This is a genomic window from Klebsiella sp. MS 92-3, from assembly GCF_000195655.1.
GTDB lineage: Bacteria > Pseudomonadota > Gammaproteobacteria > Enterobacterales > Enterobacteriaceae > Klebsiella > Klebsiella pneumoniae.
Genome location: NZ_GL882816.1, coordinates 7,867 through 11,532, shown reverse-complemented (window position 1 = coordinate 11,532; position 3,666 = coordinate 7,867). Strand labels below are relative to the sequence as shown.

The 3,666-nt window shown below is 60.5% G+C and carries 2 protein-coding genes and 1 pseudogene; all 3 read right to left on the bottom strand.

What is annotated here, in order from left to right; genetic code table 11:
• Nucleotides 1-542 (bottom strand): annotated as a pseudogene (locus HMPREF9538_RS12135) (fimbria/pilus periplasmic chaperone); the annotation flags it as partial.
• A 25-nt stretch (nucleotides 543-567) separates the two neighbouring features.
• Nucleotides 568-2,211, bottom strand: coding sequence for a fimbrial adhesin EcpD (ecpD, locus tag HMPREF9538_RS12140; protein WP_002890060.1), 1,644 nt, complete (start codon nucleotides 2,209-2,211; stop codon nucleotides 568-570).
• Nucleotides 2,201-3,666: CS1-pili formation C-terminal domain-containing protein (locus HMPREF9538_RS30090; protein WP_009485299.1), on the bottom strand; the 1,466-nt coding region annotated here is incomplete at its 5' end. The genes ecpD and HMPREF9538_RS30090, both read right to left, overlap by 11 nt.

The following is a 3,666-nucleotide window of genomic DNA, read 5'->3' as shown; positions in this document are numbered from 1 at the left end:
TCTCCCTCCCCCCCCCCCCCCCCCCCCCCCTCCTCTTCGGTCGAATCGCATCCGGGCTTAATCAGCAGCTTAAACCAGGTATTGCCGGTGTTGCTCACCGTCCCGGCCACCTTATCGAAAGACCATTTAAACTGCACTTCGCGCGGGCGCACCACCAGAATGGTATCCATCACCACCACCGGCTCCATGCTGACCTCGCCGCCGGTCGGGCTGCGCCTCGTCAGGTTGCGGGTGGGGATTTCGCGAAACGAGACCCGATAGTAGCGCTCGCGGTTATCCCGCGGCCCATGATAGTAAAATTTAAAATACTCGCTCTCACCTGCCTGCAGCACCAGCTGGCGGGGGGCGAACAGCAGTTCGCCATCCACCGGCCGGGAGCGGACTTCGCTGCCGCCCGGGCGATCGATGGCGCTGACGGCGATGCGGTACAGCCGCGCGCTTTTATTATTGTTGACCACCCGTTTGCTGGCGAAATCCGCTTCAGCCGGCAGGGAAAAGGTCAGGTTGCCGACCGAGATCGCCTGCGCCAGCGGCGCTGCCAGCAGGCAGCCCACCGTCAGCAGGGCCTTAGTTAATGTTGCGCCACGTCGCCTGGACATGAATCTCTCCTGAAGCGCTGACTTCGCCAAACCAGCCGTTATCGTCTACCGTACGCAGCGAAATGGCGTTATCCATCGGAATCGAAAATTTCACCGTGGTCTTATCCATCTGCCCCACTTCGCCGGAGATATCGGTCCACGGCGTGGTCAGCCACAGCGCATCGGTCATATCCCGCCAGCTGTCATCGCACCCGGCATCGTAGGTCTGCGTCGTGCCGCTGCGGGTGATAAAAGAGAGCGTCGCCGGGAACGGCACTTTCGCCGTACCGTCATCGGAGCTGAAGAGACAGTAGGAACGCCCGCCAATCACCTGCGCCGGTCCGGTCACCTTGATCAGCACTTCATCGGCGGCCGTTTTACCGCTGGTGGTGACGATGTAGCCGAAATCGAGCGCCGGTTCGCCGCTGCCGACATACCCCTCGCGCGACGGCGCCGAGGTATATTCGTCGGAGATAATGCTGATGCTGAAATCACGAGGCTTGATAATCAGCGTGTTGGAGGTGGAAAACTCATACCAGCCTGACTCCGGCGAGGTGGTGTTCTGAAAGCGAAAGTTGAACAGATCCTTGGTGTTGATATCGCTGATCCCGAGGTTCACCATCTGCTTAAAGAAGTTGCTGGAGAAGAAAACATAGATCGAGTCTGAGCTCTTCATCTCGTTGAAAGTGTAGTAATAAGCGGTATTGCTCACCGGCTTCCAGGAGCTGCCGTTGAGGCTGAACTGCATATCGTACGCCCCGACGGCCGAGGCCAGCGACGAGTTGGCGATCGCCGGGAAAATATGGATCGAGGTGTTGCTTAAGCCGTTGGTCTGCAAGGTATAGTTGACCATCTTACAGCTTAATCCTGAGCGGCTGCCGATGGTCTGCGTCCGGCAGTCGGCGTTCCCTTCCCCGAGGGTCGGCACGCCATCGCTGTTGATAAACACCTCCGCCAGCGAGTGGGTATTAATCAACCGCAGGTTCGCGGCTTTGGTGTGGGTGACGTTGCGCACATACCAGTTACCGGAGGCCTGATCCTTACAGCGCGCGCCGCTGCTGGCATCGTAGTTCACCGAGGTCTGACAGGCATTGATGGTCATCGTAAAGCTGCCGCCGACCGGCATCTGCTGCAGATATTGATAGAAGGCGTCTGACATCATGCCGTGCATCCACTTCGCGCCGCCGCTGGTCACCGTCGCGCCGTAAAACCCGCTGGCGTCGGTGGTCTGCGGCAGGATCAGGCTGGTAGCCATATCGCACCCGGCGTACCAGTTGATGCAGCGCAGGCCGGTTAAGGGGTGTGAAACCGGTGAGTTTTCCAGCCACATATCAAACTTCCAGTTGGCATTGAGCCCGGTGTTGTAGCCGTTATCGATATAGCCGAGACTCTGCTGATAGATGGTCCCGGAGCCGGTGTATTTTAAGCCGGTCCAGCGGTTAGCGCCGGTCATACGCGGATCCAGCGCCCCGCCGGGGGTGACGAAAAAGTTGTCGTCGGAGTTGTTTTCCACAAACACAAACTCGCGCGCCGGCGCATCCGACCAGGTGGTCTTGGTCACCGCCGCCCTGAGCGCGGCTGCCGGCCAGAGCAGCGCGAGGATCGCCAGCGCCATCAGTGCATTAACTTTCATTCTCTTCTCCTGACTGCTGCACCGCCGCCCACGACGAGAGGCCGCTGCAGACCACATCCCCCACCCAGACGGCGCCGCGCGCCTGGCTGAGCTCCAGCGCCACTTCGCAGGTTTTATTGCCGCCGTAGCTGAAATCGATAGTGGGGTATTTCTTATCCACGTCCATGACAAACTCGCCGTTTTCATCGGTGCGGGTACGGCCGATATGGTTGTTAATCCGCGCATTCGCCAGCAGCGTGCCGTCTTCTGCACGAATACGGCCGGAGACGGTGACCATCTGCTTCACCTCTGGCTCAATCACCGCGACGTTGCCCGGATAAAGGGTCAGATGACTCTTGCGCCCGCTGACGATGTCGTAGCTGTCGAGCGAGTTTTTGCTGTTCTGCAGCTCCACCTCATAGCGACCATAGGGAGAGAGCGGCAGGTAGTTACGCTTGCCGCTGAGCGGGAAGATCCGCCCGTTAACCCTGGCGCTGATCTGACCATCGTCCTCCAGCCCGGTGTTGAAGATCACCCCAGCGTTGCCGTCGGTTCGTCCGCTTGCGGCGATATTTTTGCCCTGCCAGCCGACGCTGCCGCTGGCGGTGAGGTTGGTGTTGACGTAGCCGTCCGCCGCGCTGTTGACGTTCAGCGTGCCGCTGGCGTAGCGGGCGTCGAACTGGGCATACGCGCCGCCGCTGAGGGTTTTGTCATCCCCGGTATCGCCGGAGATGGCCCGCGACAGATTGGCGCCGATGGTGCGAATAGTGCCTTCATCAAACTGCTTGCGCGCTGAGAGGTTAGCCATGGTGTAGCCGTTCTGATGGGTCATCCCGGCGCTGAACCAGTTGCCCAGCGGCAGCGACAGATCGAGGGCGATATATTTCCCGGTGTTGGCGCTGCTGTCGCCATTGTTATAGCGCTGGATCCCCGCCCGCAGGCCGAGCGAGCCAAAGGCGCCGCTGTAGACCGTCTGATAGTAATCCGCGGTGTAGTAATGGCTGTTGTAGCGACGGTCATCGTTGTAGCTGACGCTGAACGTCCCCAGCTTCGACCACAGCGCGTTCAGGTTGAGGGTGCCGCCGATCGCCCGGTTGTCGGCATCGCTGCGCCGCAATTGATCGCCAATGCGGGTTCTCTCCTGGTTAACCCACACTGAACTGAATCCCCCGGGCAACGTGGCGCTGATGCTGCCGACGCTGCTCCACGAGCTATCGCTGGCCAGCATATTTTGCAGATTAACGTTGATCGACTCGCCCAGCGGTAGCGTCAGGCGGGTTTCCCCCACCGCCTGGTTGTCGTAGCCATAGCCCGTAGCCGCCCAGCTCAGGGTGCTGAGCGACCCGGAGGCCGAAAGGCCTGCCAGCCAACTCTCTTTCGCCGGCCGGGTCTTTTTCCCGCTCTCTGACCAGCGATCCATATGAAAACTGCCGCCCCATACCTGCCACGCCAGCGGCGCGCCGGCGCCGCGGCCCC